Origin of the sequence: Streptomyces sp. NPDC007991, assembly GCF_042958445.1 — a bacterium.
GTDB lineage: Bacteria > Actinomycetota > Actinomycetes > Streptomycetales > Streptomycetaceae > Streptomyces.
Map to the genome: position 1 here is coordinate 266,612 of NZ_JBIBJD010000003.1, position 14,310 is coordinate 280,921.

A 14,310-nucleotide genomic window follows, 5' to 3' on the forward strand; every position below is an offset into this window, starting at 1 on the left:
ATCGCGGTCCGGATCGCGGCCCTATCGCGGCCCGGCGCAGGTCCCGGGGGCGTCGCCCGACTCCCGTTACCCGTGGGGCGGTTGTGGCGTTGGCGTGATCCCGCCGAATCCGGGATTCAGTCGGCCGAATGGCAGCGCTCGCTCGTTTCCCGTGCGACGCTGTCGCGTGAGGCATATGACCTGAGGGCTCTTGGCCGCGGCGCGACAGCGATGTCGCCCGGCCGGGGAGGGGGCGCAAGGATGTGCCGTGGAGAAGCGGAGGGCCCCGGCGCCTTGTGGCGCCGGGGCCTGTCCTCCCCTGTGCTGACCCGGAGCCCCGAGCTCTCAGGGTCATTCCCCGCGGACCGGTTTCCCCGAGCGGTCCGCCCCCTGCTGAAGATCTCCCCTCCGCCGAGGCGATCAATCCTTGCGGGCGGTCACTCGAACGAGGGGTGTTGCCCGCGAGAACGGCCTTCTCGAATGGCCATTCGATAATCTGCGGGTGACGTACCAACCGGAACATGCGCTACAGGGATGGGCGCTCCGGCAGGAACGGCAAGGAACCACAGGGAACGGCGACAGGCACAGCAGGCAGAACACGGATCACAGGACCGACCGGCCCGAGACGGCCCCGGTCCGCGCGAAGCTTGGGGGGTGCCAGGACATGGCGCGACGCATCGACGTGACCGGGACGGGCGGCGTACGCCTGGCGGCCTGGGAGTTCGGAGACCCGCCCAAGACCGATCCGGCCGGATCCGATCTCGCCGGGCCCGATCACGCCGGGTCCGATCCGGCGCGGGACGTGCCGGACGGCTCTCCGGGCGTGCTGTTACTGCACGGCCTCATGGGCCGCGCCTCGCACTGGGCGTCCACCGCCCGCTGGCTCTCCGGCCGGTACCGCGCGGTCGCCCTCGACCAGCGCGGCCACGGCCGCAGCGACAAGCCCCCGCAGGGCTCCTTCACGCGTGACGCCTACGTCGACGACGCCGAGGCCGCTCTCGAACAGCTCGGCCTCGCCCCGGTCGTCCTCATCGGCCACGCCATGGGCGCGCTGACCGCATGGCAACTCGCCGCCAAGCGCCCGGATCTGGTCCGTGGCCTGATCATCTGCGACATGCGGGCCTCCGCGCTCGGTGCCGCCTCACAGCGCGAGTGGGACCAGTGGTTCAAGTCCTGGCCGCTGCCGTTCGCCACACTCGCCGACGTCCGCAAGTGGTTCGGCGAGGACGACCCCTGGGTGGAGCGGCCCAACCCGGCCCGCGGCGAGTTCTACGCCGAGGTGATGGCCGAGTCCCCGGACGGCTGGCGTCCGGTCTTCGACCCGGAGCAGATGCTCCGCTCCCGCGAGACGTGGGTGTTCGACGCGCACTGGGAGGAGCTGGCCCAGGTCCGCTGCCCCGCCCTGGTGGTGCGCGGCCTGGACGGCGAGCTGGGCCGCGCCGAGGCCCAGGAGATGGTCCGCGTCCTGCCCAGCGGCCAGTACGCCGAGGTCGCCGACGCCGGCCACCTGGTCCACTACGACCAGCCGGAGGCCTGGCGCGCGGCGATCGAACCGTTCCTGGACGCCCTCAGCACCGACTGACGCCACGCCCTCACCCCTTGCTGACCGCCGTCAGGATCTCCGGCAGCCGCCCGGCCGTCCGCGGGGCGGCGAGCCGCAGCCCCGCCGCCGTGAGCGCCGCCGCGTACCCCGCGCCCACCGGCAGCAGCAGCCACGTCCAGTCGTCGCCGGCGGCGCTCACGTTCAGCCAGATCGCGAGCGCGATGACGGGCGCGCACAGCAGGGCGGCGGCGATCATCCCGCCGAAGACGGAGATCCAGGCGAGCGAGGCCTGCCCGGGGGCGACGTTTTTGTAGCCCTCCTGCGGGATGGAGTAGGGGAAGCGGGCCGATGTCCACGCCCCGGTCGCGAGCATCGCGCCGAGCAGCGCGAACGACAGCCCCAGCGCCTCGGGCAGCCGCCGCCAGTCGCCCAGCATGGCGGTCGTCACCACCGTGACGAGCGTGGCGTACGGCAGGGTGATCAGCAGCAGGGCCAGGGCGCGGGCGCGCAGCTCGACGTAGGCGTCGCGGGTCGAGGAGATCGTCATCGCGACCATCCAGAACGCCGAGGTGTCCTGACCGAACTGGTTGTACATCTGGATGCCGAGCATCCCGGCGGCGAAGCAGGCGAAGTACACGGAGCCGGTGCCCTGCCAGGCGTTGAACACCGGCACGATCAGCCCGATGGCCAGCGACGTCACCCAGGCCGCCTTGGTCTTGGGGTCGCGCCACACGTACCGCAGGCTGCGCTCCATGACCGTCCCCGTACGGCCCGCCGGCAGCAGCCGCCAGAGCCCGCTGGACGTCCGCTCGCGGGCGGCCGACTCGGCGGCCGGCAGCGTCGACCCGTCGGGCGAGGTCATCAGCCGGGTCAGATGCCGTGACCACACGGCCAGCAGCGCGGCCAGGGCGCCCGCCGTCAGCGCCAGTTGCGCGAGGGCGCGACCGTACGCCCCCTCGCCCACCGCGTGCACGGCCCCGATGGCCGACGCGGGCGGCACCCACCGGAGCACGTCCGCCGCCGGGTCGAGCTCGCCCAGCCCGGACGCCCCGAGCCGCTGCGCACCGAAGTTGACGACCTGCGCCCCGATCGCGATGACGAGCCCGCTCAGCACCGCGAGGTCCCGCCCCTTGCGGCTGGTCAGCAGCCGTACGTTGGCGGCGGCGACGGCCCGCGCGAGCGCCACGCACACCAGCAGCGCCAGCACGACGGCGACCACGCCCACCGTGACCGCCGCCCCGCCCCGCGCCACCGCGACCACGGAACCGATCAGCAGGCACAGCGTGAACAGCGGCCCGATTCCGACCAGTGACGCCACGAGCAGGGCCCGCACCAGCGGCCGGGGCCGCAGCGGCAGCATCACCAGCCGGGTCGGATCCAGCGTCTCGTCGCCGCTGGGGAAGAACAGCGGCATCACCGCCCAGCCGAGCCCCAGCACCGCCGCCGCCAGCACGACCACCGACTCGGCGTGCGCGTGCCCGCGCAGCGCGATCAGACCGATCAGCTGCAGTGCGGCGAACAACAGCGCACCGACCGCCGAGGCGATGTAGGCGGCCTTCCGCCCGCCGGACTGCCGCAGCCCGTTGCGCAGCAGCGACAACTTCAGCCGTATGAAGAGCGGGGTGATCGCGGAGTCGCTCACCGGGCCCCGCCGCCCAGCCAGTCGAGATCGGACCCGGCGTCCCGGCTCTGCGCCCCGACGAGCTCCAGGAACGCCCGCTGCAACGAGGGCGCCTCACCCCGTACCTGAGCCAGCGTCCCGTGCGCGCGGATCCGCCCGGCGGCCATGACGGCGACCCAGTCGCACAGCGACTCGACGAGCTCCATGACGTGGGAAGAGAACACGACCGTGGCGCCCGAGGCGGTGTACCGCTCCAGCACGCCCCGGATGGTCTGGGCGGAGACGGGATCGACGCCCTCGAACGGCTCGTCCAGGAACAGCACTTCGGGATTGTGGAGGAGAGCCGTGGCCAGCCCGATCTTCTTGCGCATGCCGGTCGAGTAGTCGACGACGAGCTTGTGCTGCGCCCCCGCGAGATCGAGGACGTCGAGGAGCTGCGTGGCCCGCTTGTCGACCTCGGCACCCGGCAGCCCCCGCAACCGCCCGGTGTACGCCAGCAGTTCCCGCCCCGACAGCCGCTCGAACAGCCGCAGCCCCTCCGGCAGCACCCCGATCCGCGCCTTCACCTCGACGGGGTCCCGCCACACGTCGTGCCCGACCACCTCGACGGTCCCCTGGTCGGGCCTGAGCAGCCCGGTCACCATCGACAGAGTGGTGGTCTTCCCGGCACCGTTCGGCCCGACAAGCCCGATGAACTTGCCCGCGGGCAACTCCAGATCGACCCCGGCAACAGCGACCTGCTGCCCGAACCGCTTCCAGAGCCCCTCCACACGCACAGCACTGGATCCCACCGCGCCTCCCTCCGTCACCTTGAACCCTACGGTGGAGAAGCGTCCCCAAGGGGCATGGGACTCTGCCTGATATGCGGCTCCGCCGCGTGGGCGCGATCAACCACGACGAAGCCGCAGCCGCCGACGAAGAGGAACCACGCAGACGATCAGGCGCTACCGATCCCGCCCGCACGCATAGGCCAACGGCGAGATCAACTCCTCCGCATCCGGCAACCACCGATTCGCAGGCGTCGGCCGGCAGGCCCACTGCACGGCCCCCCGAGACCCGAACCGCGTGGGCGGCGCGGCCACATACGCCCCCTCACCCAGCACCGTCAGATCCAGCGACGACAACGACCACCCCAGCTTCCGCACCAGATCAGGCACCTTCACAGCGGCCCCCGGCAGCACGAAGAACTCCATCCGCCGATCCGGCGTGAGCGTCACCGGCCCCAGCGTCAGCTCCATCCGCTCCATCCGCGCGAGCGCGAGAAACCCGGCCGTCTCCGGCACGGAAATCGCGTCGAACGTCCGCCCCGTCGGCAGCAGGACCGACGCCGTCGGCTGCTTCTGCCACATCCGCCGCGCGACGGTCGCGCTGCCCGTCGCCTGCGACTCCCAGTCCGGGCGCGCCGGGTGCGACCCCGGGGCCGGACACGCGGCGTCACCGCAGGAGCAGCGCTGAGCGCCGTCGGCGGCTTCCAGCCAGGTCCCGGGGAAGACGTCCCAGTGGCGCTCCTCGGCGTAGCGGACAGCGGTCTCCAGCAGCGATTCCCCGCGCTGCTTCGGGATCTGAGCGGCTTCGGTGCCGGCGATCGTCTCTTCCACGATGAACACAACTCTGGTCGTCACCAGGGGTTACGCCCGCTCGCGTGCGCGGGGAGGAGCATCGCCCCAGTGGTCGGGGCGCATGGGTGCATGTGCGGGGGCGCGCAGGAGGATCGGTGGCCGGGGCCGGGTAGCCACGTGTGGGGCCGGCAACAGCCGTTACCCCGGCAATCCTCACATGCCTCGCATTTTCGCCTGGTCGGCGGGGCATTGATCTTCACGGCCGGATCTTTGCGCCGGGACGCGAGGGACCCCGGCCGCGGAAGACACGTCAACTCGGTGCGTGGGCAGGCACCGCAGCCACAGGGGGTACGCCATGGCCGCAAGGCCGCTCGTCGCCAGGCAGCCGAACGAACGGCTCCAGGCGCTCATCCAGGAAGCCGGATGCTCCAACGCCGGCCTCGCCCGCCGGGTCAACATGTGCGGCGCGGAGCACGGTCTCGACCTGCGCTACGACAAGACGTCGGTGGCGCGCTGGCTGCGCGGGCAGCAGCCGCGGGGACGGGCCCCGGCGATCATCGCCGAGGCGCTCGGCCGCAAGCTCGGCCGTACGGTCACGATCGACGAGATCGGCATGGCCAACGGCAAGAACCTCGCCTCGGGGGTGGGTCTGCAGTTCTCGCCGACCGTACTGGGGGCCATCGAGCAGGTCTGCGAGCTGTGGCGCAGTGACGTGGGGCGGCGGGACTTCCTGTCCGGCTCCTCCGTCGCCGCTTCCGCGCTGGTCGAGCCCAGCCGTGACTGGCTGATCTCCGCACCCGACGGCCAGGTGGCGCGCTCGGCCGGGCCGCGGGTCGGGCAGTCCGACGTGCAGGCGGTGCAGGCCATGACGCAGGCGCTGGTGGATCTCGACCACCAGTACGGCAGCGGGCATGTCCGGCCGGTCGTCGTGCACTACCTCAACAGCGTCGTCTCGGGGCTGCTGGCGGGGTCGTACCGGGAGGCGGTGGGGCGGGACCTGTTCGCCGCGGTGGCCCGGCTGACCGAACTCGCCGGGTACATGGCCGTGGACACCGGGCAGCCCGGTCTGGCCCAGCGCTACTACATCCAGGCGCTGCGGCTCGCCCAGGCGGCCGGGGACCGCGGCTACGGCGGGTACGTGCTCGCCGCCTCCATGAGCCACCTCGCCGCGCAACTCGGGAGCCCGCGGGAGATCGCGCAGTTGGCGCGGGCGGCGCAAGAGGGGGCGCGGGGGCGCGTGACGCCGCGCGCGGAGTCGATGTTCCACGCGGCGGAGGCGCGCGGGCACGCCCTGCTGGGCGACGCGCGCGCCGCCCAGTCCAGCGCCGGGCGGGCGGTGAGCGCCCTGGAGGCGGCCGACGCGGACACCGGGGACGACCCGGCGTGGATCGCGCACTTCGACGAGGCCTATCTCGCCGACGAGTTGGCCCACTGCCACCGGGACCTGGGGCAGGCCGAGGCGGCGGCGCGGTGCGCGCAGGAGTCGCTGGCCGGGCATCCCGAGACGCGGGTGCGCCGCCGGGCCATCGGTTATGTGCTGTTGGCCACGGCGCAGGTGCAGCAGCGTGAGATCGAAGAGGCGTGCAGCACGGGCATGAAGGCCGTCGAACTGCTGGAGAGCCTGCGTTCCAACCGGGGTGCCGAGTATCTGGAGGACTTCCAGCAGCGGCTGGAGCCGTACCGGGAGGAGGCGGTGGTCAGGGAGTTCGGGGCGCGGCTGGACCTCCAGGCGGCGGCGTGAACACAGGGTCCGCCGATGCGTGAACGTACGGGAACGGCCGCTTGACGGGAAGGAGGTGACGGGGGCGGCGGGCCGTGACCCGGTTTTGTTACCGCGCTCACAGGGCAGGAGGTCGCGTCCTGTGCTGCGTGGCACGGGGCTCAGGGGACCCGGTAGCGTGACCCGACGATTCACAAGGTCCCCCATAAGTAGGAGTCCCGGTGACGCAGAGTGGACAGGGCGAGGAGCCCTCGGCGCGCCCCGCGCGCGAAGGCATCGTGCTGCCCTCAGACGGTGGCGAGCCCCTGCTGCCGGGCATGACGGGCGGAGCCGGTGACGCTCCCTCCGGGCGCCGGTCCGGCCCGCCCCCGACCGGACAGGCCCCGGCCTCCGCCCCCGCCGAGGGCCAGACCTGGGGCCAGCCGTGGGGCCCCGACCAGCAGTCCCCGCCCCCGCAGCCGGGCCAGAGCTGGCAGTCCCCACCGCCCCAGCAGTGGACGGAGCCTCCGGCCTGGGACGCCCGGCACCCCGCCCCCGGCACCCCGGGCCCGGGCGAGCTCCCCCCGGAGGGCACCCGGCCCCCGAACCCGTACGCCGGTTCCTACGGCGCACCCGCGGGCGGCCCGCTGCCGCCGGAGGGCACGGGCGGGCAGCCGCCACACCATTCCGACGCGTACAACCCACCCGCCGGCCCAGCGGGCCCTCAGGGGACCGGCGGGTACGGGACCGGCCCCGCCGGGCAGCAGCCCCAGCAGTCCGGTGCGTTCGGGACCGGCCCCGCGGGTGGGCAGTCGCCGCAGCAGGCCGATGCGTTCGGAACCGGATCCATCGGTGGGCAGCAGCCTCAACGGTCCGACGCGTACGGATCCGGCCCCGCAGGCGGGCAGCAGCCCCAGCAGTCCGGCGAGTTCGGGGCCGGCCCCGCTGGGCAGCAGCCCCAGCAGTCCGGTGCGTTCGGGGTCGGCCCCGCGGGTGGGCAGTCGCCGCAGCAGGCCGATGCGTACGGGACCGGATCCACCGGTGGGCAACAGCCTCAACGGTCCGACGCGTACGGATCCGGACAGCAGCCTCAGCAGTTGGACGCGTACGGATCCGGCCCCGCAGGGGGACAGCAGCCGCAGCAGTCCGGCGCGTTCGGTCCTCCCGTCGGGGGCGCCCTGCCTCCGGCCTCCGGTGCGTACGGGCCTGCCGGCGGGCAGCCGGTCCAGCAGAGTGACGCGTACGGCCCCGCTGCCGGGCGCGCCCCCCTGCCCCCGGCCGCCGACGAGGGGGCGACCCAGTACCTGCCGCCCGTCGCGGCCACCCCCGCCGACGAAGGGGCGACGCAGTACATACCCCCGGTGGGCCCGGGTGCGCTGCCGCCCGAGATGCCCGCCGAGCAGGACTCCGAGGCGACGCGGTTCCTGGGGACCGGGCCGTTGCCGCCCGCCTCGAACCCGGACGCCGAGGCGACGCAGTACATCCCGCCGGTGCCCGGCGGGGGCCAGCAGCCGCCCGCCGGGTTCGAGAACCTCTTCCGCAGTGAGCCCGGCGCCGAGAGCCCGGCCGCGGCCACCCAGCAGATGCCCCGCTTCGAGCCGCCGCAGCCGCAGCCGCAGACTTCCTACGCCCCGCCCGGCGGCGGGCGGGGCGGCCGTGGTGGCCGGACCGGCTCGCGCCTGCCCGTCATCGCGGCCGTCGGCATCGGCATCGCCGTCCTCGGCATCGGCGCCGGCGCGCTGATCGCCGGCGGCGGAGGCGGTGACGACGACGGCGGCGACAACAACAAGACCGTGGCCGCCTCCGCGCCCGCGACGGAGGGGTCCGCCTCGCCGTCCGCCGACCCGGCCCGCGCGCAGGCGGTGGAGCTGGACAAGCTGCTCGCCGACAGCGGTGACAGCCGCAGCACGGTGATCAACGCGGTGGCCGACGTGAAGGGCTGTGACAACCTCGCCCAGGCCGCCAAGGACCTGCGCGACGCGGCCAGGCAGCGCAACCAGCTGGTCACGCGGCTCTCCGGCATCGCGGTCGACAAGCTGCCCGATCACGCCGCGCTGACCACCGCCCTCACCAAGGCGTGGCAGGCCTCCGCCTCGGCCGACAACCACTACGCGGCCTGGGCCGACCAGACCGCGGGCAAGAAGGGCTGCAAGAAGGGCCAGGCCCGCGTCACCGGCCAGACGCAGGCCGGCAACCGGGCCAGCGGTGTCGCCAGCACCGAGAAGGCGAAGGCGGCCCGCCTGTGGAACGGCATCGCGAAGAAGTACGGCCTGACCGAGCGCCAGCCCACGCAGCTGTGAGGTGACCGGGTCTTATTCGTTCACGTCGGCGTTCTGGAGGGTCCTCGTCGTGTCGACGAAGCCCTTCCGCGCCGACACCAGCCGTCCCTCCCGCACCACCTGAAGGGTCACGTTCGCATTGACCAGGCGCGGGAAGCCGACGGCGGCGAGCTTGTCCTGGAACCGCCACTGGAGCGTCGGCGTGAGCCCGCCCGTGCTGACCCGGAGGCCGTCGTCGAGGGCCTCCGCGACGGTGTCGGCGGTCACCTCACCGCCGCCGAGCGACTCGACGACCTTGCGGAACACGGTGTAGGCGATCCAGGTGGTCTGCACTCCGGCGTCCGCGGGGTCGATGCTGTTGTCGTCGAAGGCCTCCTCCTTGATCACCCGCTTCATCGCGTCCCAGCGGGGATCGCTCGCCACCGGGTACCAGCCGGTGATGTACGAGCCCTCGTACGGCCCCGACGCCCCGCCGGTCGCGTCGATCACCGTCTGGTCGACGCTGCCGAGCACGGTGGCCGTCCGTACGTCGGGATAGTCCTCGCGGGCCCGGCGGAAGGAGTCCATGAAGGTGCCGTTGCGGTCCCCGAGCGCGGGCACCACGCACCCCCGGTTCGACGGGTCGGTGGTGGTCGTCTCCAGCGCCCGCCCGGCCTGGCCGTCGTACTCGGTGGCGTCCTCCGCCGCCCGCTGGTCCCGCGCGGGCCGGTGCCCGCCGGCCTTCAGGCCCGAGTCGAGCAGCGGGGGCAGCTGGTCGCCGGTGATGGTGTCGGGCCGGATCAGCGCCACGGGCCCGCAGTCGCCGGCGAGCGCGCTGCCGAGCCCGGCGAGCAGCGCCGGCTGGCCGCCGTTGACGGGGTAGGACAGCGGGCTGGTGAACTCGGCGTTGGTGATGCCGTAGCCGCCTATGTAGGGGATGCCCGCGCCCTCGAGGGACGGGAAGAAGGAGTCGGCGTGCTGGCTGTAGGATCCTACGACCGCGACGACGTTCTCCTTGGCGGCCCGCCGGGCGCACTTGGCGGCGGCCACGTTGTCGTTGTGTTCGTTGCAGGTCAGCACGTCGAGCCTGCGGCCGTTGATCCCGCCGTGCGCGTTGACCCAGCGGGCGTAGGCGCGGGCGAAGGCGGGCATGCCGGGCTTGTTGGTGGCCTTGGTGTCCTGCGGGGCCCAGGTCATGACGGTGATCGGGTCGCCCCCGGCATCCCCCGTGGTGCCGGGGACGACCCCGCAGCCGGCGAGGAGCGACGCGCACGCGACCGCCGTGCCCGCGGAGAGGACGCCGGTTCTGGCGTGACGGGTGAGGAGGCCGGGGAGGAATGTGCTGCGCTTGCGTCGCCTGCCGGTCATGGTTCCGCACGATTCCGTCACATGGCTAATCCGGGAGTGATCTCCGGTCAACGATCGGTGTCGCGCAGGTGAATTACAGGGGTCGGTGTGACCGATGTGAAGGGGAACGTACGATCGATGACCGTGCAAGCTTCGGAGAACTCTTCCCGTCGTGGCCGTCGCTCATCCACCATGGGCGGCATGCCTGTCAATGACATGCCGTGGTGGCGCTGGCGCAGCAACGTGCGCTCGGCGCTGCACATGCTCTCCGATCCGGTGTTCCAGCGGGACGTCTGGCTGGCCGGCGTGGACGGCTACGGCGACGTGACCGACGCGGTGTACCGGCTGGTCGAGGACACCTGGCTGGACCACTGGTCCGCCGAGAAGTACGTCGGCACGATCTTCCGCGACTCGCAGGAGGCGGCCCTCGTCGACACCGCCGTGCTGCGGGTGCTGCGGATCATGCACCAGGTCGGGCCGGACGCGCCGGTCGCCGCGTACCTGGAGCACCAGGCGTGGCCGGACGCCGTCCAGGCGGCCCGGGACGCCCATGTCCGGCTGGCCGTGAGCGACGGCGACGAGCCGGACGCGCCGCCGCGCAGCCTGGAGGTGCTGCGGATCATGACGAGGTCCGCGTAGCGGGACGATTGCCGGTGCTCTCGTGGCTTGTGGGAACCTGTCCTGCATGAACGAGCAGTCCACCAGCGCCGCGGCCCCGGCCGACCAGTACGTCCTCACCCTCTCCTGTCCGGACAGGAAGGGCATCGTGCACGCCGTGTCGAGCTATCTGTTCATGACCGGCTGCAACATCGAGGACAGCCAGCAGTTCGGCGACCACGACACGGGACTGTTCTTCATGCGGGTCCACTTCTCGGCCGAGGCGCCGGTGAGCCTGGACAAGCTGCGGGCCAGCTTCGCGGCGATCGGTGACTCCTTCCAGATGGACTGGCAGATCAACCGGGCCGACGAGAAGATGCGCATCCTGCTGATGGTCAGCAAGTTCGGGCACTGCCTGAACGATCTGCTGTTCCGGGCGCGGACCGGGGCGTTGCCGGTGGAGATCGCGGGTGTGGTGTCCAACCACACGGACTTCGCGGAGCTGGTGGGCTCCTACAACATCCCCTTCCACCACATCCCGGTGACGAAGGACACGAAGCCGGAGGCCGAGGCCCGGCTGCTCGACATCGTGCGGGACGAGGGTGTCGAGCTGGTCGTGCTCGCGCGGTACATGCAGGTGCTGTCGGACGACCTGTGCAAGGCGCTCGCCGGGGGGATCATCAACATCCACCACTCGTTCCTGCCGAGCTTCAAGGGTGCGAAGCCGTATCACCAGGCTCACGCCCGGGGTGTGAAGCTGATCGGTGCGACGGCTCACTATGTGACGGCCGCTCTCGACGAGGGGCCGATCATCGAGCAGGAGGTCGAGCGGGTTCGGCACGACGTGATGCCGGAGGGGCTGGTCGCGATCGGGCGGGACGTGGAGTGCCGGGCGCTGGCGCGGGCCGTGAAGTGGCATGCCGAGCGGAGGATTCTGCTCAATGGGCGGCGGACTGTGATTTTCGCCTAGGAACTCGGGGTGTTCCGTTTGGTCGCGAGTGCGGGTGTCTGTGGCTGTTCGCGCAGTTCCCCGCGTCCCTGAGTCACTCACATCCTGCTCAGTGATGCGGCGGCGTAGAGGACGTCCCTGATCGCCGCTCTGTCTCCCACCTGGCCCGCCGCCGCTTCCTGCGGGGGCACGTGGCCGGCTGCCAGGCGGCAGAACTCGACGCCGTCCAGGGCCACGTGGGCCACCTCGTGCTCGGCGGAGCCCTTCGCCGCGGGGGAGTCGAGGGGGATCAGCCACTCGCCGCCGCCCGAGCCCTCGATCTCCAGGCGGAGGCTGCGGCCCGGTTCGCCCGCCGTCACGAGATGGCGGTGGCGGGCGGGTGCGGCCAGGCCGCCCCGGCGGCGGTCGGCCAGGACGTCGGGCAGCATGCGGGCGGCCAGGTCGATCATGCGGTGCAGATGGCGCGGCGAGGGCGGGTCGTACGGGTAGTCGACCGCGTTCGCGATGTCCTCGGCGTGCACCCAGCACTCGAAGGCCCGGTCGAGCATCGCGTCGTGCAGGGGCAGCTCGAAGTCGCCGTACGGCACCGGCAGCCCGCCGGCGCCGCCGCCCGTGAAGGACACCGTGCGGACGAGGTGGTGGCTCTGCTCCCGCCAGGGCGCCCGCACGGCCCGGGTGGGCGGGAAGTGGGAGGCGTTCCAGTACGCCTCGGTGCGGGCCGCCGGGGTCGGCCGCCGGGACGGGACGTCGCCGAGCGGGTCGTCGAGGCCCAGCGCGACCGCGACCAGCCCGTCCACGCTGAGCAGGTGCGCGATGACGCCGGCGACGGTGGTGCGGCGGCTGGTGGCCTCGTCGCCCCGGAACCAGCGCAGCCGTACCGGCGCGTGCCACTCGGCGTCGCCGAAGTCCTGGAGCAGGGCGTCCAGGCGCGCGGTCTCGGTGTCGTACGCGGCGGCCCAGTCAGGCACCGGGATGCGCGGCGGGCGGCGCTCCAGGCAGGACTCCAGGACCCGGGTGCGCAGGCCCGGGTCCAGGTCGAGGCTGTCGGGGCGTTGCAGCAGCCCGACCGCCTCGCGCAGCCTCCGGGCCTCGTCGGCGCACGCGCCGCACTCGCCGAGGTGCTCCTCGACGGCCGTGGCCTCCTGAGCCGAGCACGCGGCCAGCGCCCAGGCACCGAGCAGGGCCTTCAGCACGGGGTGCTCGAACACGGGCGGTGCGGGCGGCGGCTCTGTCGCGTCACCGGGCTCCTCCAGAGCGGGCAACGGCAGCCCGCTGTCCTCGACGGAGACCCGGGGCGTGGGGATCCGCGGCGGGCGCCCCGGTTCCTCCTCATCGCCTTCGTACGCCTCGAACCGGTCCGGCCCGCTCACACCGCACCCCCGTATCCGGGCGGTGCGCCGGGTGCCTCGGAGTCGTGGGCGGTGGCCAGGAGTTGCAGGCCCAGGCGGAGGCGGCGGCGGGCCTCGTCCTCGGTGATGCCGAGGTCGGTGGCGGTCTGGCGGTAGTCGCGGCGCTGGAAGTAGGCCCGTTCCAGGGCCGCGCGCAGCGGGACGGGCATGGACTGGACGATGTAGTCGGCGCGGGCGGCGACCGAGGCCCGGCGCACGGTGCGCTCCAGTTCCTCCGCCGAGCCGGAGCCCTCGCGGGCGAGCGCGGCGGTCTCGGTGGCGCGCAGGCGCTGGACGGCCAGGCGGTGGGTCAGTGTGGCGACCCAGGTGCGCAGCGGGCCCTGCTTGGGGTCGTAGGTGTCCGGGTGCTCCCAGACGTGGACGAAGACCTCGCGGGTGATGCCGTCGGCGGCGCGTTCGTCGCCCAGGACGCGGTGGGCGAGGCCGTGCACGAGGGAGGCGAACCGGTCGTAGAGCTCGCCGAGGGCGGCGGCCTCCCCGCGGGCGAGCCGCTGCTGCATCTTGCGGTCCCAGCGAGGCGGTACGTCCTTTTTCGCCATGCGGCCCCCTCACCCCCTGCTCGTGTCCCGCGCCCGTGCCCTGTCCAGCCTGTGTCCGGCGTCTCCCCGAATGTAGTCGGCACGTCCGGTAGCGCACGCCCCTTTGTGGCAATGTGCGCCCCCTGACCGGCCGCAGGTGGTAGGGGACCGCCGGCGGCTCGCGCCGGGTGCCCTCGGGCCGCGCCTACCCCACCCTCCTCCGATCAGACCTGACTGAAGAGGATCGAACAGGATCGAAGTCGACTAAAACAAGCCTCTTCTCCGAGGGATCCGTTTTTCGGGTTGTGTTTCAGGGAACGGCCGCTGGGCAGCCGCGCTGCAAGGAAGCGTAGGGACTGCTTCCGTTTTGGCGATCGAAGGGCGTGGTGGTGACCTTCAAAGTGACCGGCGGCGAGCAGGGCGAATGGGCCGTGCTCCAGGTGTCGGGCGAGCTGGATCTGGTGACGTCGCCGGTGCTGCGTCAGCGTGTGCACGACGCGGTGGCCGAAGGGCATCACTGTCTCGTCCTGGACCTGTCCGAGGTGTTCTTCTGCGATTCCAGCGGCGTCGGCGTGCTCATCGCCGCCCGCCGGCTGATCCGCTCCTGCCAGGGCCGACTGCGGCTGGTACTGCCCGCCCGGGGCGCGGCCGACGGATCGCATGTCAACCGGGTGCTCGGCGCGCTGGGCGTTCGCAGGCTGTTCGACGTGTACGGCGATGTGGACGCGGCCCTGGGCGACGAGGGTGAACCCCTGTCCGCGTGAGGAGCCGGTGACGCACGGTAGGGCGAATGTCGCCGTTCCGGCACGCTCGTGTCCCGGAATTCCCCCG

At 72.7% G+C, this 14,310-nt stretch carries 12 protein-coding genes; 6 read left to right on the forward strand and 6 right to left on the reverse strand.

Translation table 11 applies throughout. The annotated features are described in order from the left end of the window. Nucleotides 1-643: 643 nt before the first annotated feature. Nucleotides 644-1,561 (forward strand): alpha/beta fold hydrolase, encoded by a 918-nt coding sequence (locus tag ACFZDA_RS09665; protein ID WP_391077516.1) that lies wholly within the window; start codon nt 644-646, stop codon nt 1,559-1,561. 10 nt (nt 1,562-1,571) lie between these two features. On the opposite strand, the gene ACFZDA_RS09670 is transcribed toward ACFZDA_RS09665, so the two are convergent. The 3 genes from ACFZDA_RS09670 to ACFZDA_RS09680 all read right to left on the reverse strand — a co-directional run bounded on the left by ACFZDA_RS09670 (nt 1,572) and on the right by ACFZDA_RS09680 (nt 4,750). After that, nucleotides 1,572-3,164 (reverse strand): transporter, encoded by a 1,593-nt coding sequence (locus ACFZDA_RS09670; protein ID WP_391077519.1) that lies wholly within the window; start codon nt 3,162-3,164, stop codon nt 1,572-1,574. Further along, on the reverse strand, nt 3,161-3,952 hold the full coding sequence (locus tag ACFZDA_RS09675; protein ID WP_391077522.1) for an ATP-binding cassette domain-containing protein: 792 nt from the start codon (nt 3,950-3,952) through the stop codon (nt 3,161-3,163). The genes ACFZDA_RS09670 and ACFZDA_RS09675 overlap by 4 nt, the downstream gene beginning before the upstream one ends. A 135-nt stretch (nt 3,953-4,087) precedes the next feature. After that, nucleotides 4,088-4,750: a bifunctional DNA primase/polymerase gene (locus ACFZDA_RS09680; RefSeq protein ID WP_391077524.1), complete on the reverse strand. Its 663-nt coding sequence runs from the start codon at nt 4,748-4,750 to the stop codon at nt 4,088-4,090. A 307-nt stretch (nt 4,751-5,057) separates the two neighbouring features. Here ACFZDA_RS09680 and ACFZDA_RS09685 point away from each other — a divergent pair, with 307 nt between their 5' ends. Then, nucleotides 5,058-6,443 carry a transcriptional regulator gene (locus tag ACFZDA_RS09685; RefSeq protein WP_391077527.1) on the forward strand — a complete coding sequence of 462 codons (1,386 nt, stop codon included), beginning with the start codon at nt 5,058-5,060 and terminating at the stop codon, nt 6,441-6,443. Nucleotides 6,444-7,249: 806 nt separating this feature from the next. After that, nucleotides 7,250-8,701 carry a hypothetical protein gene (locus ACFZDA_RS09690; protein ID WP_391078550.1) on the forward strand — a complete coding sequence of 484 codons (1,452 nt, stop codon included), beginning with the start codon at nt 7,250-7,252 and terminating at the stop codon, nt 8,699-8,701. Nucleotides 8,702-8,713: 12 nt separating this feature from the next. On the opposite strand, the gene ACFZDA_RS09695 is transcribed toward ACFZDA_RS09690, so the two are convergent. Next, nucleotides 8,714-10,027 (reverse strand): ABC transporter substrate-binding protein, encoded by a 1,314-nt coding sequence (locus tag ACFZDA_RS09695; RefSeq protein ID WP_391077530.1) that lies wholly within the window; start codon nt 10,025-10,027, stop codon nt 8,714-8,716. A 117-nt stretch (nt 10,028-10,144) separates the two neighbouring features. Between ACFZDA_RS09695 and ACFZDA_RS09700 the strand changes: the two genes are divergently transcribed. Continuing rightward, nucleotides 10,145-10,645, forward strand: coding sequence for a hypothetical protein (locus ACFZDA_RS09700; RefSeq protein ID WP_391077532.1), 501 nt, complete (start codon nt 10,145-10,147; stop codon nt 10,643-10,645). Between the two features lie 46 nt (nt 10,646-10,691). Further along, nucleotides 10,692-11,573, forward strand: a complete 882-nt coding sequence (gene purU / locus ACFZDA_RS09705; protein WP_391077534.1) for a formyltetrahydrofolate deformylase — start codon at nt 10,692-10,694, stop codon at nt 11,571-11,573. Nucleotides 11,574-11,650: 77 nt separating this feature from the next. Here the strand turns inward: purU and ACFZDA_RS09710 are convergent, their stop codons facing one another. Together ACFZDA_RS09710 and ACFZDA_RS09715 are read right to left on the reverse strand one after the other, a co-directional pair. After that, nucleotides 11,651-12,922 carry a zf-HC2 domain-containing protein gene (locus ACFZDA_RS09710; RefSeq protein ID WP_391077537.1) on the reverse strand — a complete coding sequence of 424 codons (1,272 nt, stop codon included), beginning with the start codon at nt 12,920-12,922 and terminating at the stop codon, nt 11,651-11,653. Then, on the reverse strand, nt 12,919-13,500 hold the full coding sequence (locus ACFZDA_RS09715; RefSeq protein WP_391077540.1) for a sigma-70 family RNA polymerase sigma factor: 582 nt from the start codon (nt 13,498-13,500) through the stop codon (nt 12,919-12,921). The genes ACFZDA_RS09710 and ACFZDA_RS09715 overlap by 4 nt, the downstream gene beginning before the upstream one ends. Before the next feature lie 362 nt (nt 13,501-13,862). On the opposite strand from ACFZDA_RS09715, the gene ACFZDA_RS09720 reads away from it, so the two are divergent. Next, complete coding sequence (locus ACFZDA_RS09720; RefSeq protein ID WP_020272191.1) at nt 13,863-14,243, forward strand: STAS domain-containing protein; 381 nt, start codon at nt 13,863-13,865, stop codon at nt 14,241-14,243. Nucleotides 14,244-14,310 lie beyond the last annotated feature (67 nt).